The sequence below is a fragment of the Knoellia sp. LjRoot47 genome (assembly GCF_964253435.1).
Classification (GTDB): Bacteria; Actinomycetota; Actinomycetes; order Actinomycetales; family Dermatophilaceae; genus Knoellia.
In genome coordinates this window covers 421,147-436,007 of the sequence record NZ_CAXUQS020000001.1, presented here as the reverse complement: position 1 = coordinate 436,007, position 14,861 = coordinate 421,147, and the positions used below count along the sequence as shown (strand labels likewise).

Genomic DNA, 14,861 nt, shown 5'->3' with positions numbered 1-14,861 from the left:
ACATTGAAGTGCCCGGAACGACACGGGGCACGGGGGACCAGCCGATAGCATTCGCCCATGCAGGGGGACGAGGATTCCGGCACTCGATGGCTCAGCCACGACGAGCAGCAGGCGTGGCGTGCCTACCTGCGGGCGCACCGTGAGCTCCAGGTCGCCCTCGAGCGCGACCTCACGTCCTTCGACATCAGCCTGCCCGAGTACGAGCTGCTCTCGATGCTCTCCGAGCAGGACGGCGACCGGGCCCGCATGTCGGTGCTCGCCGAGCTCGTCGTCCAGAGCCGCAGTCGGGTGACCCACACGGCCAAGCGCCTCGAGACGCGCGGCTGGGTCCGGCGCGAGCCCACTCCCGAGGACGGTCGTGGCGTCGCGCTGGCCCTGACGCCCGCCGGGCGCCGCCTCGTCGAGACCGCCGCGCCGACGCACGTGCAGTCGGTCCGCGACCACTTCATCGACCACCTGAGCCCCGAACAGCTCGGCGTGCTGCGCGACGCCTTCTCGGTGGTGCGTTCGCACCTCGTCCCGGGTGCCCGCCCGGAGGACGAGATCGTCTGAGGACGACAATGGACGCATGACGTCCAGCCCCACCCCTGCCGCAGCCACCGACGCCCCCGCCTCCGCAGCCCTCCTGGAGCGCGCGACCCGCGTCATCCCCGGCGGGGTGAACTCCCCGGTGCGTGCGTTCCGCGCCGTCGGCGGCACGCCCCGCTTCATCGCCGAGGCCAGCGGGCCGTGGCTCACCGACGCCGACGGCCGCCGCTACGTCGACCTGCTCTGCTCTTGGGGCCCGATGATCCTCGGGCACGCCCACCCGGACGTCCTCGAGGCCGTGCGCACCGCCGCCGCCAAGGGCTTCTCGTTCGGCACCCCGAGCGAGAACGAGGTGCTCCTCGCCGAGGAGATCGTCTCGCGCATCGAGCCGCTGGAGCAGGTCCGCCTCGTCTCGTCCGGCACCGAGGCGACGATGAGCGCCGTGCGGCTGGCCCGCGGCGCCACCGGTCGAGCCGTCATCGTCAAGTTCGCCGGCTGCTACCACGGCCACGTCGACGCCCTCCTCGCCGCCGCCGGCTCCGGCGTCGCCACGCTGGCCCTTCCGGACTCGGCAGGGGTCCCCGCCGAGATGACCGCCGACACGGTCGTCCTGCCCTACAACGACGTCGCCGCGCTCGAGGCCACCTTCGCCGCGCGCGGTGGTGAGATCGCCGCCGTCATCACCGAGGCCGCCGCCGGCAACATGGGTGTCGTCCCGCCGGCGCCGGGCTTCACCGAGGCGCTGCGCCGGATCACCCGCGAGCACGGCGCCCTGCTCATCTCCGACGAGGTCATGACCGGCTTCCGGTGCAGCAAGGCCGGTTGGTACGGCCTCGAGGGCCCGTATGCCGGCGGCGCACCCGACCTGTTCACCTTCGGCAAGGTCATGGGTGGCGGCTTCCCGGCCGCGGCCTTCGGCGGCAGTGCCGAGCTCATGAGCCACCTCGCGCCGCTCGGCCCCGTCTACCAGGCGGGCACGCTGAGCGGGAACCCCGTCGCCACCGCCGCCGGCCTCGCCACCCTCAAGGGCTGCACCGACGACCTCTACCCGCGGCTCGAGGCCACGGCCCACACCATCGCCGACGCCGCCAGCACGGCGCTGTCAGCCGAGGGAGTGGCGCACACCGTGCAGTGGGCCGGCTCGATGTTCTCGGTGTTCTTCCGCGACTCCGCCGTCACGAACTACGACGAGGCGCGCGACCAGGACACCACGGCATACGGACGGTTCTTCCACTCCATGCTCGAGTCGGGAGTGCACCTGCCGCCGAGCGCGTTCGAGGCCTGGTTCGTCAGCGGCGCGCACGACGACGAGGCGGTCGGCCAGGTCGTCGAGGCGCTGCCCGCGGCGGCCCGGGCGGCGGCCGACGGGGGTTGACGGAACGCTCAGGTTCGTTTGCGACAATCGGCGTCATGACCCCGCCCGCCCACGCCTCCGACGCGGTCGACCGCACGGTCGTGCACCTCGTGCGGCACGGTGAGGTCCACAACCCCGAGCGGATCCTCTACGGCCGGCTGCCCGAGTTCCACCTCTCGGCGCTCGGTCGCGAGATGGCCGACCTCGTCGCCGTCCACCTCTCCGACCACGACGTCACCCACGTCATCTCGAGCCCGCTCGAGCGGGCTCGCGAGACCGCAGCCCCCATCGCGGCCGCCCACGAGCTCGAGGTCGAGATCGACGACCGGGCGCTCGAGGCCGAGAACGCCTTCGAGGGGCGCGCGGTCGCCGGTGGCAAGGGCATCTTCCGCGACCCGAAGATGTGGAAGCTCATGACCAACCCGATGCGTCCGTCGTGGGGCGAGCCCTACGTCGACCTCGCCGCGCGGATGCAGGCCGCGGTCGACTCCGCCCGTGAGCTGGCCCGTGGCCACGAGGCCGTCATCGTGTCGCACCAGGCGCCGATCTGGATGCTCCGCCTCGCGATCGAGGGTCGCCGCTTCGTCCACGACCCCCGCAAGCGCCAGTGCACGCTCGCCTCGCTCACGTCGCTGACCTACCGCGGCGACGAGCTCGAGTCGCTCGCCTACAGCGAGCCCGCGGCCGCGCTGCTTCCCATGGCCCACTCCGGAGCAGGTGCATGACCCCTCGACCTCCCCTGTATGCCGTGTCCCGCCGTCGCATGATGGCGCTCGCCTCGGTCTCGGCGCTCCTGGCGCTCGGCGCGTGCTCGTCGGACCCGAACTCCATCGCCGAGCAGGCCAAGAAGGGCGACCAGAAGGGCTACATCGCCGGCAACGGCGCGATCGAGCAGATCCCGTCCGACAAGAGGCTCGACCCGATCACCCTCGAGGGCGAGACACTTGACGGCCGCCAGTGGTCGAGCACCCGTGAGCGCGGGAAGCAGGTCGTCGTCGTCAATCTCTGGGGCTCGTGGTGCCCGCCGTGCATCGAGGAGATCCCGGACCTCGAGAAGGTGTGGACCGACGTGCAGGCCGCCGGCAAGCCGGTGCAGTTCATGGGGATCGACTTCCGAGAGGATCCGCAGCGCGGCCAGGCCTTCGTCAGGACGCAGAAGATGACCTACCCGAGCCTGTCCGACGAGTCGGGCGTGCTCATCCTCGCGTTCGGACGCCAGGCCCCGACGAGCCCGCCCTCGACGATCGTCCTCGACAAGGAGGGCCGGGTCGCGGCCCGCGCCAACGGCGCCGTCTCCGCCGCCACGCTGCAGGGCCTCATCGACGACGTCCTCGAGTCCTGAGCGCCAGCCACCGATGACCGACCAGATCGCCTCCGGAGCGCTGCCCCTCGCCGTCCTCGTGGCGGCGCTCGCCGGGCTCGTCTCGTTCGCGTCACCGTGCGTGCTGCCCCTCGTGCCGGGGTTCCTCGGCTACGTCACCGGGTTGAGCGACACCGCGCTCGAGCAGCGCTCCAAGGGTCGGATGGTGCTGGGCGCCCTCCTCTTCGTCCTCGGCTTCGCGGTGATCTTCGTCCTCGGCTCGATCTTCATCGCGACCCTCGGACGCACGCTCATCGAGAACCGTGTCCTCCTCACCCGCCTCGGCGGTGTCTTCGTCATCCTCATGGGGCTCGTCTTCCTCGGGGTCGGTGCCCGGGCCGGCTCGCAGCGGCAGTTCACCCCGACCTGGCGTCCTCGGGCCGGCCTCGTCGGGGCCCCCGTCCTCGGTGCGGTGTTCGGTCTCGGCTGGGCGCCGTGCACCGGCCCGACCCTTGCCGCCGTCATGACCCTGTCCGCCTCGACCACGAACCCGAGCACGGGTCGCGCCGTGACGCTCGCCACGGCATACGCGATCGGTCTGGGACTGCCCTTCATCCTCGCGGCGGCCGGGATCGAGAGGTTCGGGAGCGTCTCGCGCTGGGTGAGCCGGCACCACCGCGTCGTCCAGCTCGTCGGCGGCGGGCTCCTCGTCGTCGTCGGGCTCCTGCTCCTCACCGGGGTGTGGGAGTCGCTCACGCGCTGGGTCCAGTCCGAGCTCGTCAACGGGTTCCAGGTGCCGATCTGATGAGTCTGTCCACCCAGCCCCGTGACCCGCGGACCGACCGCGACGACATCACCCAGCCCTCGCTCGGACCGCTGGGGCTGCTGCGGTTCGCGTGGCGCCAGCTGACCTCGATGCGCACGGCGCTCTTCCTGCTGCTCCTGCTCGCGGTCGCCGCCCTGCCGGGCTCGATCTTCCCGCAGCGCTCGATCGACGCCGTGCGGACGGCCGACTGGATCGCCCGGCACGAGACGGCGGGCCCGTGGCTGGACCGCCTCGGGTTTTTCGAGGTCTACGCCTCGCCGTGGTTCGCCGCGATCTACCTCCTGCTCTTCGTCTCGCTCGTCGGCTGCGTCCTACCCCGCTCCAAGGTCCACTGGAAGGCCATGCGATCGCAGCCGCCGCGTGCGCCGAAGCGGCTCGAGCGCCTCGCCGCCCACGACCGGGTCACCGTCGACGGCACGCCGGACGAGGTCCTCGAGCGGGTGCGCGCCGCCCTCAAGGACGGCCGCTTCCGCACCCACTCGCACGACGACTCGACGGTGTCGGCCGAGAAGGGCTACCTCAAGGAGACCGGCAACCTCTTCTTCCACCTCGCGCTCATCGGCGTCATCGTCGGCATGGCCGGCGGTCATCTCTTCGGCTGGAAGGCCGACATCATCCTCCCGGTGGGCGAGACGATGGCCAACGTCGCCGCCCGCTACGACACCCTGAGCACCGGGCCGCTCGTCGACCCGGCCGACTTCGACCCGTTCACGATGAAGCTCACGAAGTTCGACGCCGAGTTCGAGAGCGACGTCAAGGGCAAGGGGCAGTTTGGCTCGCCGCGCGACTTCACCGCCCACGTCGACTTCACCAAGGCACCGGGGGCCGCGGTCGAGAAGAAGGTCATCCGGGTCAACGGCCCGCTCGAGACCGGTGGCGGGACGGCGTTTCTCCTCGGCAACGGCTACGCCCCGAAGATCACCGTCAAGGACGCGCAGGGCAACGTCACCTACTCCGACGCGACGCCGTTCCTCGCCCAGGACAACAACTACACGTCGGTCGGCGCGGTCAAGGTCGCAGGCGCCGGGCCCGCGGGCAAGCAGCTCGGGTTCGCCGGGCTCTTCCTCCCGACGGCGGTCCTCGACGAGCAGGGCCCGCACTCGGTCTTCCCCGACCTGCTCGAGCCGGCGCTCGCCCTCTCGGCGTTCGAGGGGACGCTCTTCCCGGGCGGGCGGCCGCAGTCGGTCTACTCCCTCGACACCGAGGGGATGACCCAGCTCAAGAACAAGGAGGGCACCGACCTCCTGCGCATCTGGCTCAAGCCCGGACAGACCTACACGCTGCCGGGCGGGCAGGGCTCGATCACCTTCGACGGGGTCGAGCGCTTCGCCGGGATCTCGGTGCGCAACGACCCCGGCAAGGAGCTCACGCTCGTTGCCGCGCTCGTCGCGCTGCTCGGGCTCATCCTGTCGCTGACGATCCGGCGGCGGCGGCTCTTCGTGCGGGTTGCGCCCGCAGCGGAGGAGGGTCGTACCGTAGTGAGCATCGGCGGCCTGGCCAAGGACGACGACGAGGGCATGGGCGACGAGCTCGATGACGTCCTCACCCGACTGAAGGAACCACGCACGTGACCCACGAGACCCTGGCGAGCTACTCCAACCTCAGCCTGTACTCCGCGATGGCGGTCCTCACTCTCTCGATGCTGGGGTATGCCGCGTACCTCGCGGGCCTGCTCCCGGCGCGTGAGGCGCGGGCCGACTCCGTCGAGGGCGCCGAGACGCACGAGCGCGAGCTGGTCTCCGCCGGTGGCGGCACGGTCGCCGGTGCAGACGGTGGGGCCGAGGTCGCCGCGACCGGCACCGCGACGACCACCGAGGTCCCGCTGCGGGCGCGCAAGGCCGGTGGCGTCGCGCACATGTTCGCGATCCTCGGCACGGTGCTGCTGCTCGTCTCGGCCGTCCTGCGCGGCGCGTCCGTGCAGCGCTGGCCGCTGGGCAACATGTTCGAGTTCGGGGTTGCGTCGGCGCTGTTCACGATGCTCGTCTTCGTGGCGTGGGGAGTGCGCCGCGACCTCAAGTGGCTCGGGCTCTTCGTCGTCGCGCCGGTGCTCATCCTGCTCGGCCTGGCCAACACCGTCTGGTACACCGAGGCCGCCGAGCTCATGCCCTCGCTCAAGAGCGTCTGGCTCATCATCCACGTCACCGTCGCGACCATCTCGGTCGGGCTGTTCGCCGTCGGGTTCGTCGTCGCGCTGCTCTACCTCGCCAAGGACCGGTTCGGCACGGACCGCGGGTTCCTGCGTGCGCTGCCCCAGGAGAAGACGCTCGAGCGCCTGACCTACGGCCTGCACATCGTGGCCTTCCCGCTGTGGACGTTCACCCTCATCGCCGGTGCCATCTGGGCCCGCCAGGCCTGGGGTTCCTACTGGAACTGGGACCCCAAGGAGGTCTGGACGTTCATCATCTGGGTCGTCTACGCGGCATACCTGCACGCGCGGGTGACCCGGGGCTGGCGCCGGCAGTCGGCCAGCTGGGTCGCCGTCGCCGGGTTCGTCTGCATCATCGTCAACTACGCCGTCGTCAACGTCTACTTCGTCGGCCAGCACTCGTACTCGGGACTCTGAACACATGTCGATGGTCCGCTACCTCATCCTGCGCACGCTGATCTTCGTCGGGTGCCTCGCGGCGACCTGGCTGCTCGGCATGCGCGACCGCGAGGAGCAGCTGCTCGCCGTGGTCATCGCCGCCGTCGCGTCGCTCGTCATCTCGGCGTTCGTGCTCAAGCCGTTCCGGCAGCAGGCCTCGGCTGACATCGCCGAGCGGGTCGACCGTCGTGGCGAGCGCCGTCGGGACCGCGAGGGTGGCACCGACGAGGCCGCCGAGGACGCCGAGATCCGGCGCCCGGCCACGCGCACCGACGACGCAGGCAGCGACTCCGACTTCCGCTAGACCGTCTGGGCCGCCGGAGGCGGGCGCCGACTCGAACAGGCTGGCAAAGCCCGTTGTCGGGCCCATCTCGCGTTGTCGTCTGTCACTTCACGGGCGGCAGCGCAAGATGCCCGCGACAACCGGGGCGGGCGGGTTGGCGCCGGCGGTCGCGGGTCAGGCGAGGGCGCGCGAGGCGAGGATGCCGGCGAAGACCGTCACGGCATACACGAGCTCGTAGCGGCCCGTGGACCCGAGGACGGGCACGAGCCGGCGCCCCTCGGCGCCGCCCATGACGACCTGCACCGCGCCCCAGATGGCCGCGATGGAGAGCAGGCCGGCCAGGGCCCACGGGTCCCAGATGGCCATGACGCCGACGCAGAGGATGCTCAGCACGATGAGCCCCAGCCAGAGGCGTCGCGTCCCGGCGTCCCCGAGGCGGACGGCGAGCGTGTGCTTGCCGGTCTGCGAGTCGGTGGGGATGTCGCGCAGGTTGTTGACGACGAGGATCGCCGAGGCGATGGCGCCGACGCCGACCGCGGCAGCGACGCCGAACGACGTCACCGTGCCGACCTGGGCGTACTGCGTGCCGAGCGTCGCGACGAGCCCGAAGAACACGAAGACGAAGACCTCGCCCAGACCCAGGTAGCCGTAGGGGTTGTCACCACCGGTGTACTTCCACGCGGCGATGATCGAGAGGATCCCGAGGGGCAGGAGCAGCCACGCCTCCGCCAGCGCGACGAGGGCCAGACCCGTCACCGCCGCGAACCCGAACGAGAGGAACGCCGCGGCCTTCACGCTCTCGGGACGGGCGAGCTTCTGGCCGACGAGCCGCACGGGGCCGACGCGCGAGTCGTCCGTGCCGCGGATGCCGTCGGAGTAGTCGTTCGCGTAGTTCACACCCACCTGGAGGGCGAGGGCGACGACGCCGGCGAGGATCGCGATCGCGTAGCTCGGGTGCGAGTCCTGGGCCGCGGCGGCGGTCCCGATGACGACCGGGGCGATGGCAGCGAAGAGCGTGCGGGGGCGCGCACCGGCGACCCACTGTTCGAATGTGGCCATGAGCGGAGGTGCCTAGAGTCCTTTGAGGAAGTCGGGGTCGTCGTCGGGGCCGCGGGGCATCTGGCGGCGGGGCGCCGGCGGAGTCGCCTTGGGGCGTCCTGCGAGGAGCCACGCCGCGGAGCCGGCGAAGGGGAACAGCAGAATGACGAAGACCCAGATGAGCTTGGGCAGGCCCCGGACCAGCGAGTCGTCGGTCTGGACGCAGTCGACGACGCAGTAGATCGACAGCGCGAGCGCGATCAGGAAGGGCAGGAAGCGGAGCACGTCGCTATTCTCCCACGCGCGCGAACAGCACTCGAATGGCTGCCCGGTCGGGCTTGCCGGGCCCGCGTGCCGGGATCGCGTCGACCTCCCGGAGCGCTCGGGGGAGGGCGTGATCGGGGAGTATGCCGCGCAGCTGCTCGCGCAGCCCGCTCACCGTGAGCGCGTGGCCGGGTGTGGTCGACGGCGCCTCGCGCACGACGGCAAGGGCGAGGACCTCACCCCACTCGGGGTCCGGGATGCCGACGGCGACGGCCTCACTGATGCCGTCGAGCCGGGCGACCGCCTCCTCGACGAGCCGCGGGGCGACCTTGAGCCCACCGGTGTTGACGAGGTCGTCGATGCGCCCGTCGACCCGCAGTCGCCCGTCGGGGTCGAGGTGGCCGATGTCGTCGGTGCGGAACGTGCCCGGGACGGGGAAGGTCGCGCGGGTGAGGTCGGGGCCGCCGAGGTAGCCGTGGGCGACGGTGGCTCCGCGCAGCGAGATGCGGCCGTCGTCGTCGAGGTCGACGGTCATGCCGTCGAGCGGGCGCCCGTCGTAGACGCAGCCACCAGCGGTCTCGCTCATGCCGTAGGTCGTCACGGCGGTGACCCCGGCCTCGGCCGCGCGGGTCAGGAGGTCGGGGTGCGTGGCCGCGCCACCGACGAGGACGCCGGCGAAGCGGGCCAGCCGCTCGGTCGCGGCATCCTCGGCGAGGAGCCGGGTGAGCTGGGTGGGGACGACGGAGACGTAGATGGGCAGGTCGGTGCCGGGCATCGCGTCGACGGCGGCAACCCAGGTGGCCGGGGTGAAACCGTCGGAGAGCTCCATGACGTGCGGGGTCGTCCCGGCGACGACGGAGCGGAGCAGGACCTGCAGCCCGGCGATGTGGTGGCCGGGGACCGTGAGCAGCCACTGGCCGTGCCCGCCGAGCCTGGCTGCGGTGGCGTCGATGCTGCTGCGCAGGTTGCGGGTCGTGAGCATCGCGCGCTTCGGGGTGCCGGTGGAGCCGGACGTGCCGACGACGACAGCGAGGTCGTCGGGGAGGTCGGGATCATCGGGGATCCCGCCCGCGGCGGCGGGTGCGAGGTCCGGGGGAGGCGAGCCGACGGCATACGGGGCAATCGGGTGACCGCCCTCGAGGGCCCTCGCGAGGCGGGGGAGGACCTCGAGCGTTGCCGCGCCGGCCGGTACGGCGAGCGGCTCGATCCTCATGGGACCAACTCTAGGCACGGGCCTCACCCGTGAGGATGATGGGCGCATGGACCCCGAGTTCGCGGCATACCTCGAGCGGGTGCGTGCCCACCGGGCCGAGCTCGGGGAGTCGCTGGCCGCGCTCGACGCGGCGCTCGCGCTGCCGATCGGGCTGGGTGTGCTGTGGCGCCGGCGCGTGCGGGCTGCGCTCACCGAGCTCGAGCACGACCTGCGCGACCACCGCGCCATCACCGAGGAGCCCGGGGGCCTGTATGCCGACGCGGTGGCCCGGGCGCCCCGGCTGGCCTCTCTCGCGAAGCGCCAGATGGAGGACCACCTCGACTTCGTCGAGGTCGTGCAGCGGCTCCTCGGTGAGCGCGAGGCGGGGCTGCAGAGCGCCGAAGCCGTTGTCGCGCACCGTGAGGCGGCCACCGAGCTGGTCGGGCGGATCATCCGTCACCGGCAGCGGGGCGCCGACCTCATCTACGAGGCCTACGAGGTGGACATCGGCGGGTCCGGCTAGGGCGTGACGAAGGTGACCGACGTGGCGACGTCGGTGACCCGCCTGACCGACGCGCCCGTGGCCGAGGAGGGGGTCATCGCCGTGACGACGACCCGCCTGCCCTCGACGTCGAGGATCCAGTAGCGGTCGGTCGCGGCGAACTCGAGGACCCGCTGCGAGTCGCGGCTCCCGGACTCCCAGAGCACCATCCCGTCGCCGGAGCGGCAGGTCGCGAAGTCCACACCGGGATCCGAGGTCAGCTCGAGGTAGAGCCCGCGATGGCCGCCGAGGGTGGCCGGGACGGGGGTCGAGGTGGTGGTCCACTGCTGGTCGGACAGTGCGTCGGCGAGGTCCTGCACGCTGGGGCCGAGTGGCGTCGAGGGCTCGGAGCTGTCGCACGGGTCGGGGATGACGCGTGTCGGCGACCGGTAGAGCACCTGCCCCGGGTGCTCGGCGAGGTCGGCCTCGTCATGGGTCCAGATGTAGTGGTCACGTCCCTGGTAGCCCGCGGGCACGGTGAACACCGCGAGCGGCGCCCTGGTCGCTCCGTCCGCAGGCAGGGCCCACCGGCCCGGACCTCTCAGGTAGGTCTCCTCCACGAGGGTGTAGTCCGGGGGCACGGCGTCGCCGGCAGCCCCCGGACCGGCAGCCGCTCCTCGGGGCCGTCAGGGCCACGGGACACCCGCCCGGTTCCGAGGGGCCACCGGGGCGGTAACAGCGCGGTATCGGGGCCGTTGACGCCCCCCGCGGGCAGGTCGACAGTGGTGGCATGGGTGTCGGAGTGCTCGGCCCACTCGAGGTGGACGGGCGGACGGACGGGCTCAGCCCGAGGGACCGGGTGGTCCTGTCGGCGCTGGTCGTCGCGCGGGGCGACCCGGTGCGATCCGACACCCTGGCGGACGCGCTCTGGGGGGAGCACCCGCCGCCGACGTCGGTCAAGGTCGTCCAGGGCTGCATCGTGCGGCTGCGCAAGGTACTGGGACCGGCGGCCATCGACTCGGGAACCTCGGGCTACCGGCTCACGCTGACCAGCGACGAGGTCGACCACAGCCGGTTCGAGCACCTGCTCGCAAGCGGCCGTGAAGCACTCGACGGTGACGACCCGGCGCGCGCCTCCTACCTGGTGGGGGAGGCGCTCGACCTCTGGCGAGGCCGAGCCCTCGGTGACGTCGAGGAGTGGGAGCCCGGACGGGTGGAGGCCGCGCGTCTGGAAGGGCTGCGGATGGAGGCCGAGGAGGTCCTCATGGCAGCCGAACTGCGCGCCGGGCACGCCGAGGCCGTGATCGAGCGAGGGCGGTCCATGGTGAGCCAGGCGCCGTTCCGGGAGCGCCGCTGGGTGCTGCTGGCGACGGCCCTGCACCAGGCGGAGCGCCAGGCCGAAGCCCTCGCCGTGGTGAGGCGTGCTCGGACGATGCTGGCCGACGAGGTCGGCCTCGACCCCGGTCCCGAGTTGGTCGAGCTCGAGACACGGCTGCTGCGGCAGGACCCGTCGCTGCGCCCACCGGTCGAGCACGTCGTGAGCGCGACCAGCCCCTATCCGGGTCTGATGTCCTACGGCACCGACGACGCCGACACGTTCTTCGGGCGCGAGGACGACTGCGCCGCCTGCCTGAGGCGGTTGCGTGACACCGGGCTCCTCGCCGTGGTGGGCGCCTCCGGGGTCGGGAAGTCCTCCCTGGTGCTCGCGGGTGTCGTGGCCGCCTTGGTCGGTGCCGGCACACCTGTCATGGTGACCACGCCCGGCTCGCACCCCGTGCGTTCGCTCGCCGGTCTCAAGCCTCGTGGAAGGCAGACCCTCGTGGTGGACCAGGCCGAGGAGGCGGTCACGCTCTGCACCGACCCGGCGGAGCGCGCCCGCTACTTCGGTGCGCTGGCGGCACACGTCGGGGCCGGCGGCTGGCTCGTCCTGTGCGTGCGCGCCGACCACCTCGGCGACTTCGCCTCGCACCCGGACATCGCCCGGGTGCTCGAGGACGGTCTCTACCTCCTGGGCCCCATGGGGGAGGAGGAGCTCCGCAGCGCGGTGGAGGGCCCGGCCCGTCGAGCCGGTCTGCGGCTCGAACCGGGTCTGGTCGACCTCCTGGTGCAGGAGGTCGAGGGCGAGCCCGCGGCCCTGCCCCTGCTCTCGCACGTGCTCCTCGAGACGTGGGAGCGCCGGGAGGGAGCGACGCTGACCGTCGCCGGGTACCGGGCGACCGGTGGCATCAGGCACGCAGTGGCGCGTTCGGCCGAGTCGCTCTACGACTCGATGGACGACGCGCAGCGCAGCCGGTTGCGCGGCCTGCTGCTGCGGCTCGTCGTGCCCAGCGAGGCCGGGGAGGCCGTCCGCACCCGGGTGCCGCGGACCAGGGTGACGGTCGACGAGCACCATGCCCGCCTCGTCGAGCAGCTCGTCGGCGCACGGCTCGTGAGCATCGACGGTGACAGCGTCCAGATCGCGCACGAGGCCCTCGTCCGGGTCTGGCCGCGCCTGCGCGGCTGGCTGGACGACGACGTGGACGGCCAGCGGTTGCTGCGGCACCTGGCCGGTGCCGCGGACGCGTGGGAGGCGATGGACCGCCCTGACAGCGAGCTCCTCCGGGGAGCCAGGCTCGCTCGCACGCTGGAGTGGCGCGACCGCTGCGACCCCGAGCTGAGCGACCTCGAGTCCGCCTACCTCGCGTCGTCGGCCGCGCTGTCGGAGGCGGAGCAGCGCGCCGCGAGCGAGCAGCTGATGCGCGAGCGCGGCGCCCGGCGCCGCCTGCGGGGTGCGCTCGCGGGAGTCGCCGTCGTCACCGTCCTGGGACTCGTTGCCGGGGCGATGGCCGCGCGGAGTGCGGGCCGGGCCGAGGCGGAGGCGGCTCGCGCGCTCGACGCCGCGGCTCTCGCGGAGGCCCGCCGGGCCGAGACCGTGGCCCTCGACCACGAGGACCCCTCCACGTCGCTGCTCCTCTCCTTGGCGGCGCTGCAGTTCGACCCGTCACCCGGCGCCCGCGAGAACCTCGGGTCCGTCCTCATGCGGTGGCCCTCGATCGTGTCCCTGCGACCGCTCGACATGTCGGTCGTCGACGTCGCGGCCAGCCCCGACGGCGACACGATCGCCCTCAGCCGGCCCAACGGGGGTCCCCTCCTCCTCGACCTCGCATCGGGCGCCACCAGCCCCGTGGACGACGAGACCCCCACGAGTGGGGTCGCCTACTCCCCGGACGGCCGGCTGCTCGCCACGGCGGTGAACCAGTGGCCGGGCGACGATGGTGGGCCACCTCGCCTCGACGCCCTTCCCATCCGCCTGATCGTGGTCACGGACGGTGAACGCGCCCCCCAGCAGCTCGGTGGTTTCCCCGAGGGAGCCTCGGTCGAGTACGCCCTCGACTTCAGCGCCGACGGGCGGCGCCTGGTCGCGGCGGTCGACCAGCTCGACCCGGTCACCGGTGGGGTGCTCCGGACCCGTGCGACGGTCTGGGACCTGGCAGCGCCGTCGAGGCCCCTCGTGGAGGTCCCGGTGCCCGAGTACCCCGTCCTGGAGCTCAGCCCTGACGGGCGTCGGCTCCATGTCGCGGTGACCGGCGAGGGCCCGGGTCAGCCGATCCGGACGTACGACGTGGACTCGGGACGGCTGGTCCGCTCCGCTCCCCAGAGCTTGGGGGCCACCGACGGCAGCCATGTGTCCGGCGCGCTCAGCCCGGACGGCAAGACCTTCGCCGTCGCGTCCGGCAGCTCGGTGCACCGGGTGGCGACCGAGACGCTGGAGCCGATCAGGCCCGAGCTGCGAGGTGACGTCGGGGATCCGGTGGAGCGCGTGGAGTACTCGCACGACGGCTCCCTCGTCGCGGGCGGGACGGAGGGCGGGACGGTGCTCGTGTGGGACGCGCGCAAGGGCGGTGATCCCGTGCTGCGCGCGCCGGGTGGCTCGGCCTGGGGGCTCGCCTTCGGTGCCGACGACCACTCGTTGCTCAGCGTGGCCGGTGCCGGTCTGGTCGGCTGGGACCTGAGTGGGCGACGCCGGCTCGCCTCGGTCGGCACCATGTCCGGGGCAGGGGGCTACGACACCTCCCAGACCGCCCCCGACGGCCGCACTGCGGTTCGCGAGCAGGCGGGCCGCACGTGGTTCGTCAACGAGGCCACGGGGAGCACGACGAAGCCGACCCCTCATCCCATGTCGTACCACGAGTGGAGTCCCGACTCCCGGTGGCACCTCACCATGAGCGCAGAGGCAGGGCTGGAGCTGTGGGACCCCGCCCAGGGTCGGGTCGCGGCGCGGTCCGCGCTGCCCCGCGGGGTGGACCTCATCGCGGTCTTCGGTCCCTCGAGCGACCGCGTCTACGTCAACGTCCCGGCGGAGCGCCGGTTGCACGTCCTGCGGGCACCCTCCCTCGAACCGGTGGGTGCCCCGATCGACCTGGGGGAGCCTTCCCTGGGCATCGCCCCCCACCCGAGCGACGGGACGGTCATCGCCCTCACCCGGGGCGGTGCGGTGCTGCGCGTCGACCCGACCTCCGGCAGGGTCGAGAAGGTGGCGCCCGACCGGACGGTTGCCGGTCGAGCCAGCGTCGAGGTCGACGTCACGCCCGACGGCCGGCGCCTCCTCGCCCCGGTCGGTGACGAGCCACGGGTCCAGCTCGTCGACACGAAGACGTGGCGACCGGTCGGGGTCTCCGCCCGTCACGACGAGCGGCTGGAGACCTTCGCCCTGTCGCCGGACGGAACCCAGTTCGCGACTCTCACGGGCGGCCGGATCGAGCTCTACGACGGGCGGACGGGCGAGCGCCAGGCGGCCCTCATGCTCCCGGCGCCCAGTCCCTCGCCGCGCATCTCGTACCTCCCGGACGGCAGCGGAGTGGTGGTCACCGGTCGGGACGGGATGACCTGGACCCTCGAGACCCAGCCGCAGTCATGGGTGGACCGCGCCTGTGCCGTCGCCGGGCGCAACCTCACCCGGGCCGAGTGGCAGGAGCACTTCCCGCACTCGGCGTACCGGACCACCTGCGAGCAGTGGCCCTCGGGCTCCTGA

Annotated in this window: 14 protein-coding genes; 10 read left to right on the top strand and 4 right to left on the bottom strand. The window is 72.5% G+C overall.

Annotated features, from left to right (window positions below):
• The first annotated feature begins 57 nt into the window (after positions 1-57).
• Genes ACSQ11_RS02110 through ACSQ11_RS02075 form a run of 8 tightly spaced genes read left to right on the top strand, consistent with a single transcriptional unit; the run spans position 58 to position 6,896 of the window.
• Positions 58-552, top strand: a complete 495-nt coding sequence (locus ACSQ11_RS02110) for a MarR family winged helix-turn-helix transcriptional regulator (RefSeq protein ID WP_436002588.1) — start codon at positions 58-60, stop codon at positions 550-552.
• Between the two features lie 16 nt (positions 553-568).
• Positions 569-1,903, top strand: a complete 1,335-nt coding sequence (gene hemL / locus ACSQ11_RS02105; protein ID WP_436002586.1) for a glutamate-1-semialdehyde 2,1-aminomutase — start codon at positions 569-571, stop codon at positions 1,901-1,903.
• A gap of 35 nt (positions 1,904-1,938) precedes the next feature.
• Positions 1,939-2,607, top strand: a complete 669-nt coding sequence (locus ACSQ11_RS02100; RefSeq protein WP_436002584.1) for a histidine phosphatase family protein — start codon at positions 1,939-1,941, stop codon at positions 2,605-2,607.
• Positions 2,604-3,224, top strand: a complete 621-nt coding sequence (locus ACSQ11_RS02095; RefSeq protein ID WP_436002582.1) for a TlpA family protein disulfide reductase — start codon at positions 2,604-2,606, stop codon at positions 3,222-3,224. Before ACSQ11_RS02100 ends, ACSQ11_RS02095 begins: the two co-directional genes overlap by 4 nt.
• Before the next feature lie 13 nt (positions 3,225-3,237).
• A complete protein-coding gene (locus ACSQ11_RS02090; protein WP_436002580.1) occupies positions 3,238-3,987 on the top strand; it encodes a cytochrome c biogenesis CcdA family protein in 750 nt (249 codons plus the stop codon).
• Complete coding sequence (gene resB / locus ACSQ11_RS02085) at positions 3,987-5,579, top strand: cytochrome c biogenesis protein ResB (protein ID WP_436002578.1); 1,593 nt, start codon at positions 3,987-3,989, stop codon at positions 5,577-5,579. The genes ACSQ11_RS02090 and resB overlap by 1 nt, the downstream gene beginning before the upstream one ends.
• Positions 5,576-6,571 (top strand): c-type cytochrome biogenesis protein CcsB, encoded by a 996-nt coding sequence (gene ccsB, locus ACSQ11_RS02080; RefSeq protein WP_436002576.1) that lies wholly within the window; start codon positions 5,576-5,578, stop codon positions 6,569-6,571. Before resB ends, ccsB begins: the two co-directional genes overlap by 4 nt.
• A 4-nt stretch (positions 6,572-6,575) precedes the next feature.
• A complete protein-coding gene (locus ACSQ11_RS02075) occupies positions 6,576-6,896 on the top strand; it encodes a DUF4229 domain-containing protein (RefSeq protein WP_436002574.1) in 321 nt (106 codons plus the stop codon).
• Positions 6,897-7,049: 153 nt separating this feature from the next.
• Here the strand turns inward: ACSQ11_RS02075 and ACSQ11_RS02070 are convergent, their stop codons facing one another.
• The 3 genes from ACSQ11_RS02070 to menE are packed head-to-tail and all read right to left on the bottom strand — an operon-like array spanning position 7,050 to position 9,390.
• On the bottom strand, positions 7,050-7,934 hold the full coding sequence (locus tag ACSQ11_RS02070) for a 1,4-dihydroxy-2-naphthoate polyprenyltransferase (protein WP_436002572.1): 885 nt from the start codon (positions 7,932-7,934) through the stop codon (positions 7,050-7,052).
• 12 nt (positions 7,935-7,946) lie between these two features.
• The gene (locus tag ACSQ11_RS02065; protein ID WP_436002570.1) at positions 7,947-8,198 is read right to left on the bottom strand and encodes a PLDc N-terminal domain-containing protein; all 252 of its coding nucleotides are present in this window, start codon (positions 8,196-8,198) and stop codon (positions 7,947-7,949) included.
• Between the two features lie 4 nt (positions 8,199-8,202).
• Positions 8,203-9,390, bottom strand: coding sequence for an o-succinylbenzoate--CoA ligase (gene menE, locus ACSQ11_RS02060; RefSeq protein ID WP_436002568.1), 1,188 nt, complete (start codon positions 9,388-9,390; stop codon positions 8,203-8,205).
• A gap of 46 nt (positions 9,391-9,436) precedes the next feature.
• Here menE and ACSQ11_RS02055 point away from each other — a divergent pair, with 46 nt between their 5' ends.
• Positions 9,437-9,892 (top strand): hypothetical protein, encoded by a 456-nt coding sequence (locus tag ACSQ11_RS02055; protein WP_436002566.1) that lies wholly within the window; start codon positions 9,437-9,439, stop codon positions 9,890-9,892.
• Here the strand turns inward: ACSQ11_RS02055 and ACSQ11_RS02050 are convergent.
• Entirely contained in the window at positions 9,889-10,491 is a 603-nt protein-coding gene (locus ACSQ11_RS02050; protein ID WP_436002564.1) for a hypothetical protein, read from the bottom strand. The two genes, ACSQ11_RS02055 and ACSQ11_RS02050, sit on opposite strands and share 4 nt — an antisense overlap.
• 149 nt (positions 10,492-10,640) lie before the next feature.
• Between ACSQ11_RS02050 and ACSQ11_RS02045 the strand changes: the two genes are divergently transcribed.
• Entirely contained in the window at positions 10,641-14,861 is a 4,221-nt protein-coding gene (locus tag ACSQ11_RS02045; protein WP_436002562.1) for an nSTAND1 domain-containing NTPase, read from the top strand.